The organism is Aureimonas jatrophae, assembly GCF_900104035.1.
Classification (GTDB): Bacteria; Pseudomonadota; Alphaproteobacteria; order Rhizobiales; family Rhizobiaceae; genus Aureimonas; species Aureimonas jatrophae.
On sequence record NZ_FNIT01000012.1, the window covers coordinates 91707 to 107528 of the forward strand.

25 protein-coding genes are annotated in these 15822 nt (G+C 64.9%); 12 read left to right on the forward strand and 13 right to left on the reverse strand.

Going from position 1 to position 15822, the window contains the following annotated elements:
* Positions 1-82: 82 nt before the first annotated feature.
* The 3 genes from BLQ76_RS18975 to BLQ76_RS18985 are packed head-to-tail and all read right to left on the reverse strand — an operon-like array spanning position 83 to position 2627.
* Positions 83-913 carry a metallophosphoesterase gene (locus BLQ76_RS18975; protein WP_244519727.1) on the reverse strand — a complete coding sequence of 277 codons (831 nt, stop codon included), beginning with the start codon at positions 911-913 and terminating at the stop codon, positions 83-85.
* A complete protein-coding gene (locus BLQ76_RS18980) occupies positions 910-1098 on the reverse strand; it encodes a hypothetical protein (RefSeq protein WP_090676575.1) in 189 nt (62 codons plus the stop codon). Before BLQ76_RS18980 ends, BLQ76_RS18975 begins: the two co-directional genes overlap by 4 nt.
* Positions 1095-2627, reverse strand: coding sequence for an AAA family ATPase (locus BLQ76_RS18985; protein WP_090676577.1), 1533 nt, complete (start codon positions 2625-2627; stop codon positions 1095-1097). Before BLQ76_RS18985 ends, BLQ76_RS18980 begins: the two co-directional genes overlap by 4 nt.
* Before the next feature lie 283 nt (positions 2628-2910).
* Between BLQ76_RS18985 and BLQ76_RS18990 the strand changes: the two genes are divergently transcribed.
* From BLQ76_RS18990 to BLQ76_RS19000, 3 genes are read left to right on the forward strand one after another with little or no spacing between them, the layout of a single operon-like run.
* The gene (locus BLQ76_RS18990) at positions 2911-3594 is read left to right on the forward strand and encodes a hypothetical protein (RefSeq protein ID WP_090676578.1); all 684 of its coding nucleotides are present in this window, start codon (positions 2911-2913) and stop codon (positions 3592-3594) included.
* The gene (locus tag BLQ76_RS18995) at positions 3591-4655 is read left to right on the forward strand and encodes a hypothetical protein (RefSeq protein WP_090676580.1); all 1065 of its coding nucleotides are present in this window, start codon (positions 3591-3593) and stop codon (positions 4653-4655) included. The genes BLQ76_RS18990 and BLQ76_RS18995 overlap by 4 nt, the downstream gene beginning before the upstream one ends.
* Complete coding sequence (locus BLQ76_RS19000) at positions 4652-4978, forward strand: DUF6634 family protein (RefSeq protein WP_090676581.1); 327 nt, start codon at positions 4652-4654, stop codon at positions 4976-4978. The genes BLQ76_RS18995 and BLQ76_RS19000 overlap by 4 nt, the downstream gene beginning before the upstream one ends.
* 176 nt (positions 4979-5154) lie before the next feature.
* On the opposite strand, the gene BLQ76_RS19005 is transcribed toward BLQ76_RS19000, so the two are convergent.
* Positions 5155-5433 carry a hypothetical protein gene (locus tag BLQ76_RS19005; RefSeq protein WP_090676583.1) on the reverse strand — a complete coding sequence of 93 codons (279 nt, stop codon included), beginning with the start codon at positions 5431-5433 and terminating at the stop codon, positions 5155-5157.
* 497 nt (positions 5434-5930) lie between these two features.
* Here BLQ76_RS19005 and BLQ76_RS19010 point away from each other — a divergent pair, with 497 nt between their 5' ends.
* Positions 5931-6959, forward strand: a complete 1029-nt coding sequence (locus BLQ76_RS19010; protein WP_244519728.1) for a 3'-5' exonuclease — start codon at positions 5931-5933, stop codon at positions 6957-6959.
* A 136-nt stretch (positions 6960-7095) separates the two neighbouring features.
* Here the strand turns inward: BLQ76_RS19010 and BLQ76_RS22705 are convergent, their stop codons facing one another.
* Complete coding sequence (locus BLQ76_RS22705) at positions 7096-7230, reverse strand: hypothetical protein (protein WP_280140082.1); 135 nt, start codon at positions 7228-7230, stop codon at positions 7096-7098.
* 115 nt (positions 7231-7345) lie between these two features.
* Between BLQ76_RS22705 and BLQ76_RS19015 the strand changes: the two genes are divergently transcribed.
* From BLQ76_RS19015 to BLQ76_RS19030, 4 genes are all read left to right on the forward strand, one after another.
* Positions 7346-7534 (forward strand): hypothetical protein, encoded by a 189-nt coding sequence (locus BLQ76_RS19015; protein WP_139184067.1) that lies wholly within the window; start codon positions 7346-7348, stop codon positions 7532-7534.
* 286 nt (positions 7535-7820) lie between these two features.
* A complete protein-coding gene (locus tag BLQ76_RS21835) occupies positions 7821-8045 on the forward strand; it encodes a sunset domain-containing protein (RefSeq protein WP_139184068.1) in 225 nt (74 codons plus the stop codon).
* A gap of 83 nt (positions 8046-8128) precedes the next feature.
* Positions 8129-8365: a hypothetical protein gene (locus tag BLQ76_RS19025; RefSeq protein ID WP_210184194.1), complete on the forward strand. Its 237-nt coding sequence runs from the start codon at positions 8129-8131 to the stop codon at positions 8363-8365.
* On the forward strand, positions 8362-8565 hold the full coding sequence (locus BLQ76_RS19030) for a hypothetical protein (RefSeq protein WP_090676590.1): 204 nt from the start codon (positions 8362-8364) through the stop codon (positions 8563-8565). The genes BLQ76_RS19025 and BLQ76_RS19030 overlap by 4 nt, the downstream gene beginning before the upstream one ends.
* A 2-nt stretch (positions 8566-8567) precedes the next feature.
* Here the strand turns inward: BLQ76_RS19030 and BLQ76_RS19035 are convergent, their stop codons facing one another.
* From BLQ76_RS19035 to BLQ76_RS22265, 4 genes are all read right to left on the reverse strand, one after another.
* Entirely contained in the window at positions 8568-8870 is a 303-nt protein-coding gene (locus BLQ76_RS19035) for a hypothetical protein (RefSeq protein ID WP_090676593.1), read from the reverse strand.
* Complete coding sequence (locus tag BLQ76_RS19040) at positions 8867-9652, reverse strand: DNA/RNA non-specific endonuclease (protein WP_090676595.1); 786 nt, start codon at positions 9650-9652, stop codon at positions 8867-8869. Before BLQ76_RS19040 ends, BLQ76_RS19035 begins: the two co-directional genes overlap by 4 nt.
* A 103-nt stretch (positions 9653-9755) precedes the next feature.
* On the reverse strand, positions 9756-9947 hold the full coding sequence (locus BLQ76_RS19045; RefSeq protein ID WP_090676598.1) for a hypothetical protein: 192 nt from the start codon (positions 9945-9947) through the stop codon (positions 9756-9758).
* 219 nt (positions 9948-10166) lie between these two features.
* On the reverse strand, positions 10167-10316 hold the full coding sequence (locus tag BLQ76_RS22265) for a hypothetical protein (protein WP_170842675.1): 150 nt from the start codon (positions 10314-10316) through the stop codon (positions 10167-10169).
* A 430-nt stretch (positions 10317-10746) separates the two neighbouring features.
* On the opposite strand from BLQ76_RS22265, the gene BLQ76_RS19050 reads away from it, so the two are divergent.
* On the forward strand, positions 10747-11061 hold the full coding sequence (locus BLQ76_RS19050; RefSeq protein ID WP_090676600.1) for a hypothetical protein: 315 nt from the start codon (positions 10747-10749) through the stop codon (positions 11059-11061).
* Between the two features lie 473 nt (positions 11062-11534).
* Here BLQ76_RS19050 and BLQ76_RS21840 read toward each other — a convergent pair whose 3' ends face one another.
* The gene (locus BLQ76_RS21840; protein ID WP_139184069.1) at positions 11535-11861 is read right to left on the reverse strand and encodes a hypothetical protein; all 327 of its coding nucleotides are present in this window, start codon (positions 11859-11861) and stop codon (positions 11535-11537) included.
* Between the two features lie 182 nt (positions 11862-12043).
* Here BLQ76_RS21840 and BLQ76_RS19055 point away from each other — a divergent pair, with 182 nt between their 5' ends.
* Positions 12044-12364 carry a hypothetical protein gene (locus tag BLQ76_RS19055; protein WP_090676602.1) on the forward strand — a complete coding sequence of 107 codons (321 nt, stop codon included), beginning with the start codon at positions 12044-12046 and terminating at the stop codon, positions 12362-12364.
* Positions 12365-12450: 86 nt separating this feature from the next.
* Here BLQ76_RS19055 and BLQ76_RS22270 read toward each other — a convergent pair whose 3' ends face one another.
* The 3 genes from BLQ76_RS22270 to BLQ76_RS19070 form a co-directional block, all read right to left on the reverse strand.
* The gene (locus BLQ76_RS22270; protein ID WP_090676604.1) at positions 12451-12693 is read right to left on the reverse strand and encodes a hypothetical protein; all 243 of its coding nucleotides are present in this window, start codon (positions 12691-12693) and stop codon (positions 12451-12453) included.
* A 157-nt stretch (positions 12694-12850) separates the two neighbouring features.
* Positions 12851-13552: a haloacid dehalogenase type II gene (locus BLQ76_RS19065; protein WP_090676607.1), complete on the reverse strand. Its 702-nt coding sequence runs from the start codon at positions 13550-13552 to the stop codon at positions 12851-12853.
* A gap of 164 nt (positions 13553-13716) precedes the next feature.
* A complete protein-coding gene (locus BLQ76_RS19070; protein WP_090676609.1) occupies positions 13717-14628 on the reverse strand; it encodes a LysR family transcriptional regulator in 912 nt (303 codons plus the stop codon).
* Between the two features lie 137 nt (positions 14629-14765).
* On the opposite strand from BLQ76_RS19070, the gene BLQ76_RS19075 reads away from it, so the two are divergent.
* Positions 14766-15515: an SDR family NAD(P)-dependent oxidoreductase gene (locus BLQ76_RS19075; protein WP_090676610.1), complete on the forward strand. Its 750-nt coding sequence runs from the start codon at positions 14766-14768 to the stop codon at positions 15513-15515.
* A gap of 11 nt (positions 15516-15526) precedes the next feature.
* The coding region (locus BLQ76_RS19080) for an SDR family NAD(P)-dependent oxidoreductase (RefSeq protein WP_139184070.1) at positions 15527-15822 on the forward strand (296 nt) is incomplete at its 3' end.

Genomic DNA, 15822 nt, shown 5'->3' on the forward strand with positions numbered 1-15822 from the left:
TGCTTCATGCAACTTTGCCAGCATGGCGGAGGCGATCGCTCCGCGCCGGCCGCGCGGTCGAGGCCCGGATGCTGCCGGTCCGTCAGTACCGATCGGGATCGGAGCCTGCCCGTCCGGCCTGCAGGATCATGCCCGGATCGAAGCCGCTCGTCTCCCCCCGATACCCTGACGGGTTGCAGACCACACGGGTCGTGCCGATCCGGTAGTCCGCCCGGACGTGGACGTGTCCGTGGATCCAGAGGTCCGGCTGCCAGTCGCCGACCAGCGAGTCCATGTCCGACGCGTAGCACTGGTTCAGGGCCGCCGTGGGATCCGGTAGCGAGCGCATGCTCGGCGCATGGTGCGTGACGACCACCGTCGCCACGTCGCGATCGGAGGCGAGCGCGTGGGACAGGAACTCCCTTGAGCGTCCGTGGTAGGCGAGCGTATCGATCGGCGACAGGCGACGCGACCGACGGGTCGACGAGCGCCGGTGGATGAGACGGTAGTCGTTCATGCCACGTCGCGCCTCGCCGACCGCATGCGAGCGGTCCGTATGGAAACCGCTTCGCAGATCCGTCCACAGCGTCGCGCCGAGGAAACGGACACCGCCGGCACGCGCCTCGCCGTCCGACAGGAGATGGATCCCGAGGCGGTCGGCGAGTTCGCGACCGGCATCGAGCTCGTCCTCCATCGTGAAGCCGTCGCGCCTGCCGTCCCGATAGTAGTCGTGGTTCCCCGGAACGTACACGACGCTCGTACCGGCGAAGCGATCGCCGAGCCAGCGCAGCGACGACGTGAGCCGACCGGCGCAGTCGCCGGCGACGACCACGACGTCGAACGGGGTGCGGATCGCGGCGGGATCGTAGGGCACGCCCCCTTCGCCCTGATGCAGGTCCGAGACGACGAGCAGGCGCAGTCCGTCCCGGATCACCGCCGCATCTCCCGGGCGACGACGATGCGCATGACGGCCAGTCCGGCGATCCGGCGTTCGTCGGACCCTTCCAGGTGCGACCACACCGCGACCGCCTGGCGGATCTGTCGCTCGACCGGAATGCCCTCGTCGCGTTCGATCGCCTCAAGACGGTCGAGCACGTCCTCCTCGACGACGACGTTCATTGCCGCACCGCCAGGCGCTCGCGAACGTCGATCGCCGTCTCGACCGCACGCCGTAGGCGACGGAGCGATCCCGCCCGCCACGTCCTCGCGACGACCTCCAGTTCGTCCGGCGCGAGAGGCGGAAGGAGTCCGGCCAGACCTCGCTCCGCCGCGATCGCGGACACGACGTTGCGGCATAGCGCCGGCAGGTGCTCGACTTTGGGTATCGGCATCTCCAGGATCCTGAACCTGTCCAGGATCGGCGCCGGCAGGTCCCGGCTGTTTGCCGTCGCCAGGTACGACACGTGCGAGAGATCCGAGGTCGTGTTGAGGCCTATCTCGTAGAACACCCTCGCCGTGTGCCTCTCCAGCAGCGGCAGGAGCGTGTCGGCGACCGATCCGTATCGGGTGTCGCGGGGCCCCTTCTCAAGTTCGTCGAGGATCACGACGCCGTTCGGGACCTGCGACTGCCGGACGAGTTCCAGGGGCGTCGACGCGCACGCCGACGTCCAACGCGAGGCCGTTCCCCCGAAGGAGTTGTCGGAGGAGCCGCTGCACGGGTAGACCACGGACGGCACGTCCAGCGCGGCGACGACGGCCTGCAGGAGCGCGGTCTTTCCGGTACCCGGCTTCCCTACGAGCAGGGTCGGGCGAAACCGGACCGGCGCATCGAGAACGAGGTCGGAAAGCAGGGCGGCGACGACGTCCGCCGCGTGCGGCCATTCCCGGTAAAGGCGCTCCACGACGCCCGGATCCCGGAAACGGCGCGGCACGAGCGGGATGCTCGCGATGCCCTCCATCGTATTCCATGCCCGCTTCTCTTCCGGGCTCATCTTTCCATTCGGCTTGGCCACGACGGTTACGGCGCCTTCGGCCGCCGCAACCGCGGTCTCTTCGGCGGCGACGTCCGCGGAGCCGGCTTCCGGCTTCCAGCCGATGGCCGCGAGGAAGTTCCCGAACTCGTGCTTCTCGATCGCCCAGAGGCGCTCTTCGACACCAAGCAGCAAGGCCGCATGCTTGACGGCACGGTCCGCGGTCTGGCGGAAGGAGGACGAAGCTCCACGGTAGACCCGGTCCAGCTGGGCGTCGGCCGTCATCGACCGCGGTCCGGCCCGGACGAGATAGGGGTCCCTCCAGGCATTGAACCAGAACCAGGCGAAGCCGCTGCTGCAGGCCGACTCCAGGAACGTCCAGACCTCCTTCGAACGGTCGCCGGCCGCCGACGCGTGAACGGCGGCCCGCAGGATCTCGTCGAGGCCGGCGGGCATCGCCTCCATGACCCGCAGATGGAGACCGCGGAGATCGACGGGATCCCGGGTGAGGAGGTAGCGCTCCAGCAACGCCGCGACGGCCCCGTTCGCGCCGTCGACGTCGACGCGACCCAGGAGAACCTCGCGCCATTTCGATACGTCGCCGTACGTCTCGCCGGAGTAGACGGCGCAACCCGAGACGACATCCTCCGCCCTGGGAAAGAACTCGCCAGCCTGTGCGGACGCGCTGGTCCGCTTCAGCGCGGTCAGCGCCTCGTAGTCTTCTTCCACCGTCGCCATGAGCCCGCCTCTTCGATAGGATACGGCTCAATAATAGTCATGTAGCATATTTGTTCCGCAGGCCGATCGTGCCTCGCTTCCAATTGCCAACCCAAAATCGATGCTCGAACGAGAATGGGATCCTGAGGATTAGACCGCCGCAGAGGTGCATAGTGCGGAGTTAGCAACGGGATGAACGAGACACTACGTTAACCATCAGAAAATCCGCAGGCCTATAAAAGTATGCATGATGCAACCTTACACTGCGAGCGCAGTTCTCCCGTCACCTAGACAGGAGGAGCCCATGGCCGAGTTCGTTTCCCGGTTTCCGTCACGATCGCCCACGTGCGAACGGCGGCGCCCGCAGCGTCGTACCGCCTCCCTGCACGAGCGACGCGTCGGGTCGTCCTATCGCCATCGCTGCGTCGGATACCCGACGTTCCGCTCGGAGGCCGCACGGGACGTCGCGCTGTCGCTCGATCTCGATCCGACCGTCGCCTCGTGGACGTGTCTGCCGGGAGACGTCCGCGGCCGGATCGGACACGATCGGTTCGTGAAGATCCGCCCCGACTTCCTGGTGGTGCGCCAGGACGGGAGCAGGAGCGTCGTCGATGCGGAGGGGCTTGAGGAGTTCGCCCCCCTCGACCCGTCCCTCGGATACGTCGACGTCGCCCGATCGGATCCGCTCGACGACACCGGTCTTCGGAACGTCCGGGCGATCATGTGCTATGCGGACGTCCCGGTGCCGCTCGCCGACCGGATCCGCCTCGTCGGACTGCTGGAGGAGATCGGACAGGCGACCATGCGGGAAGTCTGCTCCGCGTTCAGGGCCGCGGATCCCATCGGCTGCGTACTCGCGCTCGCGGCGCAGGGCTCGGTCGCGATCGACTGGAGGTCCGGTCCGATCGGACCCGGAACGCTCGTCCGTCTTCCGGACCGCTCGTCGCCGCAAGCGAACGGCTGCATGGATCCGGAGGGTCCGCGATGAGCGCCCTCCCCTCGAAGTCCGCCGACACCGGCACGGATGCCGTCGTGCCGACCGTCGGTAGCGGTGCCACCGATCGGTCCCGCAGCAGACGTCCGGGCCGGGAGCCCAACTCCGGCCGCTTCGCTCCCGTGCACGGACGCCCCCGATCCGCCGAGCGGCTGGAAGGAACGCTGCGGAGGGCGGAGGCGTCCGGTCTCTACCGGGTCCTACGCCGCGTCGAACGCGCCCATCCCGTTCCGACCGCGGCCGGCAGGCTCGTACTGATCGTACAGGGGGACGCCTCGTCGCCCCGGCGCGGCTGCCGCGACGGTGGAGCGGCCCTGCTGGCGACCCACGACGGCCTCCGCCTGACCGACGTCGTCGCGACTTTCGCCGACGACCCCCAGGGCAGCCTTCCGTTCGACGCGTGCGACGACGGCGGCACCACGACCGGTCACCGTCCGCTGGACGGTGGTGCCCTGGACGCGTTCGGGGACCGGATCGACCTCGTGGTGTCGCACGACGCGGAAGGGGCGAAGCCGTCCTTCGTCCATGGGCATCCCGCCCTGGCCGGTCTCGCCTGGACGTCTTCGCGCCGGGACGTTCCGTGGTCCCACTACGACACCGGCGACGGTATCGAGAACCTCCTACTCCGGCTACGGCTCTTCGGTCCCATGCGCTCCCCAGCCGACGCCTGCGCGGCACTGTTCTCGATCCTGTCGTCCACGGCCTGGCCATCCACCCTCCGTTCCCCGTTGGGAATGCTGCTCGACGCCGCCCGGAACCAGATCGTGGAACTGGTCGCGACGGGACCGACCTTTTCCCTCAGGGACGGTCTGAAGAGTCGTGGCTGGCGCTGGAACCCGGCCGATAAGACGTGGAGCGTCAGGCTTCCGGAAGGATCGGCGGCGTTCGAGACCGCATGGGTCCTCGAACGCCTCCATCCGCTGGGCGGCTCGGTTCGCATGCACCGCATCGTCGAAGCGGTAAGCGCCATGCAACGAGACGGGGCTCCCACGGCCGGAGGTCGTCACGAACCGCTTGACCGATCCGAACGCGCCATCGGGGGAACGCAACCATGACCGCCCCTCCCGGGTATCTCGTTCCCGGCCTGCCCGTCGGTTCCGAGGGCGAGGACGTCCTGCGTCTCACGCGCCTCGTCGCCGATCTGGCTCGCTATGCCGGTGGCACGCCGCCGAGCGTCGCCGAACTGACCGACGCACCAAGCATTGACGACTGGGCGTTCGTGGAGGACCCGTCGGCCCTTCGCCTGTCGGGACGCATCTCGGGACATCCCTTGATCCGCGGGCCGACCGCCGTCACGTCCAGGATCCACGGCCTGGATCCGAACCTCCGGTGGGTCCGGACGTACAGTCGGCTCTGGCGCCTCGGCGAGCGCAGATGACCGAACCCGTCTGCGGTTCGCGACATGCGTCGATTACCGACGCGACCGCGATCGAGGCCGGGAGCCGACGCCGATCGATGTCGGCGTTCCGCATTGGGTCCGGCCCGTTCGGAGCGCGGAAGCGAAACTCCCGCCGAAGGCTCGACGGTGTCGGGAGAGGCGTTCGCCACCGGCCCTCATGGAGGCGATGCGTCATCGTCTTCGATCTCCGCCAGAACGGCGTCCCGCACCGACACCGCCTCGGCGAGCCGGGCACGCCAGGCGGCCAGCGTCTCGTCGCTCACGTCGACGTCCGGCACGAAACCGCAGACCTTCGCGATACTCTCGTCGTTAAAACCGTTCTGGCGCATCACGAGGGCGATGTTGATCGCTTCGATATCCAGACTGTCGGCAACTTCCTCGAGACGCCTCTGGGCGACCCGGAGACGAAGAGACCTGTTTACGCCTCCGGTCATGACGACAACCCATCCCCTGATCGGAACGCCGGCGACGAACTCGGTCTCCGACCATCCCGGTGCGTATCGCGGCGTCGACGCGCAACCGGTCGGGACCGGCATCTCATCGCCGCACGTCTCGGATTACACGATGGCCCCTTGCGTGATGTAGGTCGCATCCCGGGACGAGCGACAGCGGTGGGGAGAACGCGTCGATCGCGCATGGCGACACGGAGACGCTCCGGCTGGCACCGTTCCTCCACTCGCCCTTCGAGGAGTCGACGCCCCGACGAATTCGGAGCGGTGCGTCCGCTCGATCGCGAGCATGCCGATCGCGTCCAGCCATCGCGAGGGTCGCCGTCGGGATGCCGCCTCGGCCCGAGTTCGGCGCATACGGGACGTCAAGCACTCGGCGTCATTCTAGCCGATCTGCCCGCCATGGCGTCCGGCGTCACGTCGGAACCACGACCCAACCCCATGCCGCCCATTCAAGGCGGCATCGTCGAGGACGTTTATCGATGAGCCAACGTTCGATGGCATTCCCGGACCTTCAGGCAGACCTCTTCGCTCGGGACGACAGTTGCTCCGTAGCTCCGACCCAGCGCTTCACGACATCGATCCGGCACCTTCCCGACGTTCCTGCCTCGACCGTCCCGCGACAGGTTCTGGACGAAGACGACATGCTGCGGCATCTGGAGGGGACGGGCCGTTACCGCATCCTGCGCCAGTTGCTTCCCCGCCCCGTCCGCCCCCTGGTCGACACCCGTGTCGATGGGGTTCGCATCGGCGTCGTCCTCGACACCGAGACCACCGGTCTCGACCATGCGACCAACGAGGTCATCGAACTAGGCATGGTTGCCTTCACCTACGACGATACGGGCATCCGGGACGTCGTCGGGGTGTTCTCGGCCCTACGCGAGCCAGCCCGGCCTATCGCTGCCGAGATCACGCGCATTACCGGCATCACCGACGAATTGGTTCGTGGGCGGCGGATCGATACAGCGGAGGTCGCTCGCTTCATCGAGCCGGTAGATCTGGTGATTGCCCACAACGCTCGCTTCGACCGACCCTTCTGCGAGAAGCTCGCGCCTGGCTTCGACGTGAAGCCCTGGGCGTGCTCGGTATCGGAGGTCGACTGGACGGCGCTGGGCTACGAGGGAACCAAGCTCGGCTATCTCGTCGGTCAGTCCGGCTGGTTCCACAACGGGCACCGGGCGGTCGACGACTGCCATGCGCTTCTTGAGGTCCTGGCAAGCGTGTCGCGGAAGGAAGACGTCCCCGCCCCCTTCCCTCAGCTCCTACGGTCCGCCAGGCAGACGCGGCTGCGGATCCATGCGATCGGATCGCCCTTCCATACGAAGGACGTCCTGAAGGCCCGCGGCTACCGTTGGTGCGACGGCACGAACGGCAGGCCGAAGTGCTGGTGGCGCGAAATCGACGAGAAGGCCTACGATGACGAGGCATTCTTTCTGACGAGCGAGATCTACGGAAGGGACTTCGAAGCGCACGTCGAACGTCTCACCGCTCGCGAGCGCTTCAAGGCCTAGAACCCCGTACCCTTCGATCCACGCCATAGACAATGGATTTAAACTCCCTGGTTGCACCCTCCTGACTACGGTCCCGGAAGGTCCGCCAACCCCACCCTTCGGGAAGTGAGGATTGGCAGCTGATACGGAAACGGCATCAGCCTCGATGCCTGGTGGATCCTGGGATCCGTTCGATTGGCTTCTTGTCAGAGGCACCGAGACCGAGCGCTTCGATCGCGATCGCCTGCGGATCGATGCCGCCCTTCTTTCTGAGTTCGGTCAGCTCAAGCATGGGTTCTCCTGCCGGGAAGTGATTCCTACGTTGGAGAACGAAATAGGAACAAAAGCTTCCCAGCAAGCCTTGCCGGAGTCATCATCTGCTGGGGCGAATCAGTAGGGGAATGTTGATGGCGACACCGGAGCGGCAGACCGCAGTCGACGAGATCGACGTGGCAGTAGCGGAAGCTATCCAGGCCTGCGGCGGCAATGTCCACGAGACGATCGCTTCCCTCATTCGAGCGCAGCGCGCTATGGACGAAGAACGCGACGCGAACGTCTCGGCTGGCTACGAGCGGAGGCGTCTGCGCATGGCGTGAGAATGCGCCCTACTTCAGCAACGCGGTGTCAACGAACACCCGTCATGCTGGTGGTATGCACAACTCCACGACTCGACGCTTCGGACGAAGACCGCCTCAGGGCGATGGTTGGAGAGACAACGTCGAAAGCCTTCGGGCCGAGCGTCAAAGGCGGCACGAGGGTGTGCTGGCGCGATCGAAATCTCGCTGGCCCTTCGCCGTCGCGGTTGCCGCTGTTGTCGTGATCTCGTTTTGCGGGACCGTGATCGGCGGTCTGATCTTTCCAACGCTCCGGTCTTCTGCCACGGTGCTTACTCTGACACCGCCAGTCGAGGCCCCGTCCTCGATCGTGACGGTTCCCGAGCATCAACAGTGCTCCATCAAGGGCAACCTGTCCAAGAACGGCGTGCTCTACCACATGCCGGGCGACGAGCATTACCCTGACACCCGGATCGACACGTCACGCGGCGAGCGATGGTTCTGCACGGAAGCCGAGGCGCAAGCCGCAGGCTGGCGGCGAGCCATGCGATGAAGCGGAGATGGCTGGCATCTGCGCTCGCGGCACTGATCCTCTGCGGCGCTTGCATCTTCCAAGGTTGGTACGTCTGGGCGGGCATGATCGCGATGGTCTGCTTTGGGTCGGCGAACGGGAGCATTTTGAAAGCGGTGATCGTGGCGTTCCTGGCGGTCCCGATCATGACCATCGTCGCGCTCATCGGATTGCAGGCACCGGGCGCGCTGTTGGCCGGGATCGGCATCTACCTTCTCGCGTATCCGCATCTGCGCGGTGCCGAAGAGGTGGATCGCCCGTCCCCGTTGGATCTGTCCCGACGCGACGAGCATCCTGAATGAAACAGTCTCGCATCTCGGCTCGCACGACGGCACCAGCCGACCTCGAAGGCGAGCAGGAAGCGGACGGCTCTTACGCTGTGCGCGTGCCGAAATCTGTTCAAGAACCGGTCGACTGGATCGCGGTCGCATTCATGGTCGCCGTTGGTGCCGGGCTCGTTTGGACATTCGCAAGGGCGGCACGCTGGTTGCTGAGCTGGTGATGTCAGCCGAACGGATTGCGCGCCTTCTTGGTTGGCTTGACCTCTTCGGCCTCGGCCTTCTCCGGCAGATCACCCTTGGCTGTCAGCGCCGACACGATCGCATCGACCGCTTCCTTCAACGCCTTGGCCTGTTCTAGTCCCGCCTTGTCGGCCGCGATGTCGAGCGAGCCGCTGATCGACACGTGATCCGTTCCGTTCTCGATCGTCATCCCACCGATCGTGACCGCCGCCTCGTCGTCCGCAAAGGGCTTGAAGTTGGCCGACGATCCGCCTTCGCCTGCCCCGTCCGTCTTGCGTTTGGTCATCGCTTCACCTGCTGGCAGGCCTTGGGCTGGGTGAGCGCCAGACGCCCCGTGCCAGCCGGCAGGGCCGGAAACGGATCGATGCCGCTCATGGTCCTGAAGGCGTCGACACTCAGGATGCGGCAGTTGGGGCTGTTGTCGTTGTCGGCAACGTAGACGGCCGCACCTTGTCGGGCCGGGTCGTAGACAGCCTTCCAGACGGTGGTCGGCACCAACACGTTGTTGGCGCCGATCGCCTGAATGTCGCCGCCGATGAACAGCGGCCCCGTCACGACCCACGCCTCACCGTCGAGGGTGGCTACGTCGCGCACCGTTTCTTCGATCTGGCTCCAGACGCCGGTGTTCAGGCGATGGTTCTGCGGGATCATGTTGGCGAGGCTGAAGCTGTCGGCCTGGGACGCTGCGTCCGGCATATTGCCTGATGGCGCCATATGTCCGCGGTCGAAGCCGGACTTGCGGTAGTCGGAGAGTTCGGACCGCTCGCTGTGCGGCAACACCTTCTCGGCGTGGAAGCGGTCGGTGCGCTTCATGGCTTCGGCGGCCTCGACCTGCGCGGCCGTTAGGTGCTCGCCGGCCCAGAGCGGTGTGCGGGTGGCTCCGGAGTGCAGAACGGCGAACTCAAGGAAGCACAGCTCGCGTGCTGGGGCGGCTTGGGCCAGACGCGAGAAGTCCGGCGCCTCACCGCCGAGGAAGCTGTCCGGGCAGTTCGAGGAGGCTGCAGACGCAGCGGTTGCGCCACACAGCATGAAGAGCGCGACGGCTGCGCATCGCCCGGCAAGTCGCATTGGCCTTCCCCGTCACGGACATTCCGGAACGGAGTTGGAATGCCGGCGATCGCGAGCAAGGGTGGCGCTGAGGATCCCGTTCTCCAGGGGGCGGACTAGCGCGCTAGAAGATCGCCCGTTCGAAGCGGGGTGGCTTCTCGTCCACTCCGTATCCCTTTGCCACCGGCAAACGGCACCGATCGCAAATCCACACGGGGCCAACGACGCTCGTCTCGCGAGACGTGATCTCCTGCCAGTCGTGACCGATGAAGCGACAAAGGCCATGCTGGTTGTTCAGGATCGGCAGGAACTGCATGCGATGCTTCCGGCAAGGGATACGGCTCGACCAGCCCATACCATCGACATCGATAAAGGGAAGGCGAGCTCGCTGCATGCGATGCCGTCGTCAGCCGCATGAGACAAAGCCGCAGCTTGTCGCTGACTTCGTCGCTTGTGACGTTCAGCTCGTCCGACGGCACGCCCCACATGGCCTTCGGCAGAGCCCGGCCGGGTTTGGTGATGCTCCCGGTCGGGCTTAGGCATCCGTCGGCGCCATCATCTCGTGGTGCCAGTAGCGAAGGTGGGCTTCAATCCTGGGTCCAGCCAAGAGGCCGTTGATGGCGACCAACCACAGGGTCGCCGAGATCAGGATGCCCAGAACGATACCTGCGAAGGGCTTCTGCATAGGAGGACTCGTGCCTGACCACATACGGCCCGATGATCGTCGGTAGCTGTGACTGAAACGTGTCGAACTGCAACAACTCTCGCGTGTTGGATATGACGCCAAACGAGTGTTACGCTGCAATGCAGCAACAGCATACGGGCGACAGATGCGCAGCAGCCATGATCGCACCCCCACGCAACTGGATCCATGGCTACCGTGGTTTGCATGGCGGCCCATTACGTTGACCGCCCCGATCGGCGAATGGTCCAGTCAGACCATCTGGATGCGACGCGTCATGAGACGACGCAATCGCAAGGGTGCGTGGCAGTACCGGCTCTGATCGATCCTAGCACTCGGCGGCTGCCGGGACGCCCAACGAGTTCTCTCGGTTCAGATCCCGTTCACTGCCAGCTCACTACACAGCGGTTGTCCGACCGAACGGAGTTTGCAGATGCGCGTCGCCGTCACCTCCGCTATTGTTCTTGCAGCGATCTCGTCAATACAGCCGGCTCGCGCATCGAGCGACGAGGCGTGGCGAGCGTTTGATGCGAAGGTGACGAAGGCCTGCCTCGCAGCCAGCGGCATTCGCAACGCCCGCCCGTCGGTCATCGTAGGCTTCGACGACCGTGTCGGCATGGTCGCCATGCTGGTATCCGATCGCACGAAGGGATCGACGATGGGCAAGCTGTGCCTCTACAACAAGAAGACCGGCAAGGCGTTCGTGGATGACGCCGGGATGTGGGCGGCGCCACCGCAGCCAAAGTGAGACCGAGCTCGGTCAGCACGCTCGTGCCAAGGCATCGGACGGGCTCTAATCTCGATGAACAGTTGGTGGCGGCCGCGCGCGATCATCAAAGTCTTCGAAGACGCATCGCGAGGGACTTCTAACGCAACGGACGCGCGATAGAGCTTCACACTGCTGATGCGGTCACGCCTGTGCTCGTACTCCTGAACCTACTGGTACTTGACGCTGATCAATGCCGCCAACTCGCGTTGCGTCATGTCTCGGAGGTGTCGAAAATGGCGCAGGCGCTGCGCGACATGCCGATCAACCGGGTCCTTCCGCTAAGCGTGTGGCGACGATGAGCGGCTCCGTACAATCATAGCCGCGCCTACCGTGGAAGGAACGCCCGGGAACGGTCCTTCCGGTTTCGACCCATCTCGGTCGATTATTACTTCATTTATCAGATCGAAAATATGACATTCGTATAAAGACCATGATCATTGGAGTCGCGTCTATCAGTGCTTGGTTTTTTCCCAATCAAGACTTGCCAGTGTCAGTAGCGCTGGAGTCACCAGGATGAATATAGCAACCTGTAAATACACACCGTATGAACCAGCGATCACCCTATCTCCGATCGCCCGATCGGCAGTCGAGTAGCCAACATCAATTAAGAACAAACCCCAAATCGCCAACCAAATAGGTGTGATTACGTAAGAAATGAGGGGGATAAGCGGCCACCACCAGCGAAGACCATTGCGGCGCTTTCCAACGTACACCGCACCTATGGGTGCGGTGGCATAGAGGAACAGCAAGCTAATCGAGAGAAGGATTTCTGTGTCCATGGGGGCGTGTAGCTTGGGATGGGGTTCGGAAGCCAGAAGCGTGTTCTGCTTTTCGCCTGGCACACCATAAACCAGACGGACCGCTAACCACCCACCGACGACGGCCCGCCCCAGCTCGGTGACTATAAAATGTGATGTACGCTATACCATTGCGCAGGCGCGAGCACGTCGGAGCGGCTTGAATGATCCCGAGACGCTACGTTCTGCGAGCGATGCTCTACTCCGTCTGCGTGTTCGTTGGAGTCACGCTGATCGGGTTGGCCTTTGGTTTTGCGACGAACTATGCCGACGGTAACGAGACTTTGTACTCTGCGATCGGAATGATCGGTTTGACGTCCATCGCGATCGGCTGGGGAGCTTTCATGATCACCGTCTTCTCGGTCGGAAACACAGTTCTTCTGCGCGACCCGTGGTTCCGTCGGAACTCGATCGAGCGGTTCCCAATCATGAAGCTGGCGATGTGGCGCGAGGCCCTTGAACCGGATCGGGACGGCAGATCGTAACCGGCCACTGCCGACCCTTTCGGATCATCCTGTTCTGCTTTCAGGACACCGAGAAGCGAACGTCATGGTCAACCGCTCGATTAGATTCACCGGCCCGTCGCAACGATGACAAGGACCAAGGTCAGCAGCCACATGAGAATGCCGATCCAACCCGCCATATCTGGTGTGAATACAAGACGGCGTTCCGCGTCCCGGTAGCAGCCAGCCCAACCGCCCGGCTGATCCGACGTCAAGTCGGCGGCTCTGATCCATCCCGCGCTTAGAACGGGAAGGAGCATCCTTGCGGTCTGGTAGCCGATCAGTTCGACAACAACGTCTACGATGAACACCCTGCGCTGCCTCCCCGTCGAACACGCGCAAGATCATACCATACTGGCTCGGATGACTGTCGAACGAGCGTGTCGGCTTCCGATTGTGCAGGGACCCGAAGCGGACAGGCTGGTTGCCACCCAAGCGCGCCGATCGAACGAACAGCCTATCGGCTATCTATCCAAGGCGGACCGCCCCCCATCGGCGAACGATCTCGGTCGCAAGGGTCTGGAGGTCCGCGGTAACGACATCCGGGAACGGAACACCTTCGGCACGCAGCACCGCGTTCCCGGGGCGTTCGACCAATCCTGCAAAGCACCCGGCCGCTTGAGCGCCGACGGTGTCCCAGACATGGCAGGCGACGAGGCAGAGATCGGCGGGCGACACGCCTTCGCCCTCCGCCACCATCCGGTAGGTCTCGGGCGCCGGCTTGAAGCGGCGGACCTGATCGATGCTGTAGCTCCGGTCGAAGAACGAGGCGAGGCCCGCCCGCTCGAGCGGGCTCGGGGCCGCGGACGGAGGCGAATTCGTCAGCGTGACCAACCGGAACCCAGTCTGCTTGAGCATGGCCAGTGCGGGTGCGGCGTCCGGATGCGCCGGCATGGTGCGAAGACGAGTGCCCAACTCCTCGACGTCGCTCTCTGCGAGACAGACCCCCCGCACGTCACCGACCATCCGCAGGACTCCTGCCGCCAGTTCGTCGAAGCGGACGTACAATCCGGAGAGCGTCAGCGCCTCCGACTGGAGGATGAGTTCGGCGAACCACTGCCGCACGACCGAGGCGTCGGAGAAGAGCCGTGCGAACAGCGGCTCCAGTACAGCAATGTCGAGCAGCGTCTCGTTGACGTCGAAGACGATGACGGATGGCGTTTGCGGCATGCCCAGCGACCCTGTTCGTGTCTGCCCCTGACGAACTAGGTCGAGGATGGACCGAACGAACCCCCAAACTCGACCGTCCGCGTGCGCCCTGCCCCACCACTCCAGATCGCTCCTGTGCTGCTCGACAAGCGACGTTCAGCGCAACACCCGACCCTCGGGACCCTTCAGCCGACCCCGACAGCGCCACCCCCGCCCTGACCCTGTCCTGCCAGCCGTCCGGCAAGGCCGCGCATCGCGCTGCGGATATGATCGCACAGAAGACGCACCCGCTTCGTCTGCCGCGTGTCGGCATGGGTCAGAAGCCAAATGTCGCCTACGTGGGTGATCGGACCTGCCGGGACGCGGACAAGATCCGGATCGGCATCGCCGAGGAAGCACGGCAGATGCGTGATCCCCATGCCCGCACGAGCCGCTTCGAACTGCGAACGCATCTCGGCAAAACGGATCGGCGTCGATGACATCCGGAGCTCTCCTCCCGGTTGCCAAGTCGTGGGCACGGTCTCATCGGCTCCGAGCAGCCACGCGGCTGCCGATGCGGGTTTACCGTCCGCCAACAGGCTGCGATGGACGTAGTAGCCTGTATGGAAGGCGCCGAGCCGCGTGCCGTAGAGGTTGTCGGGCGGAGACTTGCCGCCAACGACGACGCGCAGGGCGACGTCCGCCTCCCGGTTGCCGAGGTTTGCGACTGCACCTGAGCCGATGATCTCCAGCGCGATCTCGGGATAGGCTGCGCGGAACGCAGCCAGCGTCGGCATCAGCAAGTCGGTCGCAAACGAGATCGGCAGCGTCAGTCGCAGAGGGCCGGACACGCTCTGGTCCCGCCCGAAGATCCGGGCCTCCAACTGCGACGACGCCGTCGACATCTGCCGGGCCAGATCGACGACATCGGCACCCGCATCCGTCAGCCTGTATCCGGTCGACGGCTTGTCGAAGAGCTTGGTCTCGAGCCGGTCCTCCAGACGGCCGATGCCGCGGATGATGGTGGCGTGGTTGACGTCGAGCGCATCGGCGGCCGCCCGCACGGTGCCGCCCTCGGCGACGGCCAGGAACATGCGAAGCTCGTCCCAATGATCCATGGTGCGTTTTCTCACGAGACAGGTGCGTTTTGCGCCAGTTCTACTTCGATCCGGTTTCCGCCACACCGCGCCAGCGAGTGTCCGAGGTGCAGTATCGCACGGCGCTCGGCACTGGGACAAACAGACGGGGAAAGCCTATGGGCAAGCTCGACCGCAAGATCGCCATCGTGACGGGAGGCTCCAGTGGCATCGGCCTCGCGATCGCCGAACGGTTCATCGCGGAAGGGGCAACCGTCTACATCACCGGACGCCGACAGGCCGAACTCGAGGCGGCGGGCACGCAGCTCGGCGAGAAGGCGAAGGTCGTTCAGGGCGACGTCGCGGACCTTAATAGCCTCGACCGCTTGTTCGAGACGGTCCGGCAGGCGGAGGGACGGCTCGACGTCCTGGTCGCCAACGCCGGGGTGATCGCATCCAGCCCGATCGAGACCGCCTCGGAAGAGCACTTCGACCGCATGTTCGATATCAACGTGAAGGGCACGTACTTCACGTTGCAGAAGGCGCTGCCGCTCATGCGGGATGGCGGCTCGATCATTCTCGTGTCGTCCTGCCTTTCCGCCAAGGGCATGGCCGGCCACAGCGTCTACAACGCCACAAAGGCAGCGGTCCGGTCGCTCGTGCGTACCGCCGCGGCCGAACTCGTGGCACGGGGCATACGGGTGAACACGCTGAGCCCCGGCCCTGTCGACACGCCCATCATCGAGGGGCAGGTCGGATCATTGGAAGCGGCCGCCGAGTTCCGCAGGCAGGCGGCCTCGCATGTCCCGCTCGGCCGCATCGGTCGCCCGGAGGAACTCGCTGCCGCGGCGCTGTTCCTGGCCTCCGACGAAAGCAGCTTCTCGACGGGAACGGATCTCGTCGTCGACGGCGGCATGACGCAGCTATGAGGGGGAACGTCATGAAGAACCTCGAAGGCAAGACCGCCGTCGTGACCGGCGCCTCCAAGGGGATCGGTGCTGCAATCGCCAAAGAGCTGGCAGCGCGGGGCGCCCGCGTGGTCGTGAACTACGCTTCCAGCCGCCAAGGTGCCGACGACGTCGTGGCCGAGATCACGGCCGGTGGCGGCGAGGCGATCGCCGTGCGGGCCAGCGTTGCGAATGGCGAGGATGTAAAGCGCCTGTTCGCACGGGCGATAGCCGCCTACGGCTCGCTCGACATTCTTGTAAACAACGCGGCCGTCTACGGCCCGACGCC

Excerpts from the sequence above, each read along its gene's own strand:
- BLQ76_RS22705 (WP_280140082.1), bottom strand. The coding sequence starts at position 7,230 with ATGCTTGAGCTGACCGAACTCAGAAAGAAGGGCGGCATCGATCCGCAG.
- BLQ76_RS19015 (WP_139184067.1), top strand. The coding sequence starts at position 7,346 with ATGGCGACACCGGAGCGGCAGACCGCAGTCGACGAGATCGACGTGGCA.
- BLQ76_RS18990 (WP_090676578.1), top strand. The coding sequence starts at position 2,911 with ATGGCCGAGTTCGTTTCCCGGTTTCCGTCACGATCGCCCACGTGCGAA.
- BLQ76_RS19070 (WP_090676609.1), bottom strand. The coding sequence starts at position 14,628 with ATGGATCATTGGGACGAGCTTCGCATGTTCCTGGCCGTCGCCGAGGGC.
- BLQ76_RS19075 (WP_090676610.1), top strand. The coding sequence starts at position 14,766 with ATGGGCAAGCTCGACCGCAAGATCGCCATCGTGACGGGAGGCTCCAGT.
- BLQ76_RS19055 (WP_090676602.1), top strand. The coding sequence starts at position 12,044 with ATGATCCCGAGACGCTACGTTCTGCGAGCGATGCTCTACTCCGTCTGC.
- BLQ76_RS19040 (WP_090676595.1), bottom strand. The coding sequence starts at position 9,652 with ATGCGACTTGCCGGGCGATGCGCAGCCGTCGCGCTCTTCATGCTGTGT.
- BLQ76_RS19050 (WP_090676600.1), top strand. The coding sequence starts at position 10,747 with ATGCGCGTCGCCGTCACCTCCGCTATTGTTCTTGCAGCGATCTCGTCA.
- BLQ76_RS19065 (WP_090676607.1), bottom strand. The coding sequence starts at position 13,552 with ATGCCGCAAACGCCATCCGTCATCGTCTTCGACGTCAACGAGACGCTG.
- BLQ76_RS19000 (WP_090676581.1), top strand. The coding sequence starts at position 4,652 with ATGACCGCCCCTCCCGGGTATCTCGTTCCCGGCCTGCCCGTCGGTTCC.
- BLQ76_RS22265 (WP_170842675.1), bottom strand. The coding sequence starts at position 10,316 with ATGCAGAAGCCCTTCGCAGGTATCGTTCTGGGCATCCTGATCTCGGCG.
- BLQ76_RS19005 (WP_090676583.1), bottom strand. The coding sequence starts at position 5,433 with ATGACCGGAGGCGTAAACAGGTCTCTTCGTCTCCGGGTCGCCCAGAGG.
- BLQ76_RS18995 (WP_090676580.1), top strand. The coding sequence starts at position 3,591 with ATGAGCGCCCTCCCCTCGAAGTCCGCCGACACCGGCACGGATGCCGTC.
- BLQ76_RS21840 (WP_139184069.1), bottom strand. The coding sequence starts at position 11,861 with ATGGACACAGAAATCCTTCTCTCGATTAGCTTGCTGTTCCTCTATGCC.
- BLQ76_RS18985 (WP_090676577.1), bottom strand. The coding sequence starts at position 2,627 with ATGGCGACGGTGGAAGAAGACTACGAGGCGCTGACCGCGCTGAAGCGG.
- BLQ76_RS19035 (WP_090676593.1), bottom strand. The coding sequence starts at position 8,870 with ATGACCAAACGCAAGACGGACGGGGCAGGCGAAGGCGGATCGTCGGCC.
- BLQ76_RS19010 (WP_244519728.1), top strand. The coding sequence starts at position 5,931 with ATGAGCCAACGTTCGATGGCATTCCCGGACCTTCAGGCAGACCTCTTC.
- BLQ76_RS19025 (WP_210184194.1), top strand. The coding sequence starts at position 8,129 with ATGATCGCGATGGTCTGCTTTGGGTCGGCGAACGGGAGCATTTTGAAA.
- BLQ76_RS18980 (WP_090676575.1), bottom strand. The coding sequence starts at position 1,098 with ATGAACGTCGTCGTCGAGGAGGACGTGCTCGACCGTCTTGAGGCGATC.
- BLQ76_RS19030 (WP_090676590.1), top strand. The coding sequence starts at position 8,362 with ATGAAACAGTCTCGCATCTCGGCTCGCACGACGGCACCAGCCGACCTC.
- BLQ76_RS19045 (WP_090676598.1), bottom strand. The coding sequence starts at position 9,947 with ATGCAGTTCCTGCCGATCCTGAACAACCAGCATGGCCTTTGTCGCTTC.